A 365-nucleotide genomic window follows, 5' to 3' on the forward strand; every position below is an offset into this window, starting at 1 on the left:
GTTCACCCAGTTTATCAAAGTAGGCGACGCGACTGCACCGGCACTGACCTGCCCAGCAGGCACGCCATTGGTATACTCTACTAGCCCATTCTCTTGCGCAGCGTCCTTCCAGGTTCCAATGCCTGGCGTGAGCGACAACTGCTCAAGCGCGACGGTATACACTGAGATCGTAACGACGACAGAAGAGGAAGAACTGAACCAGTACGGACTGCCAACTGGCAACATCATTATCGACACGGTAGTGGTACGCCAGATCCCTGCAAACGCAAGCCGCTTTGTAGCGGGCATTCCTTTCGGCAGCCACATGTTCCGCTATGTAGCCACAGACGAGTGCGGCAACACGAGCGAGCTGTACTGCGCGTTCG

General features: G+C 56.2%; 1 protein-coding gene. It reads left to right on the forward strand.

The genetic code is table 11. The annotated features are described in order from the left end of the window. A partial coding sequence (locus FRY97_RS22725) for a hypothetical protein (RefSeq protein WP_170254897.1) occupies window positions 1-365 on the forward strand: 365 nt, incomplete at both ends.

It is taken from the genome of Phaeodactylibacter luteus, from assembly GCF_007993045.1.
In the GTDB taxonomy this organism is placed as follows: domain Bacteria; phylum Bacteroidota; class Bacteroidia; order Chitinophagales; family Saprospiraceae; genus Phaeodactylibacter; species Phaeodactylibacter luteus.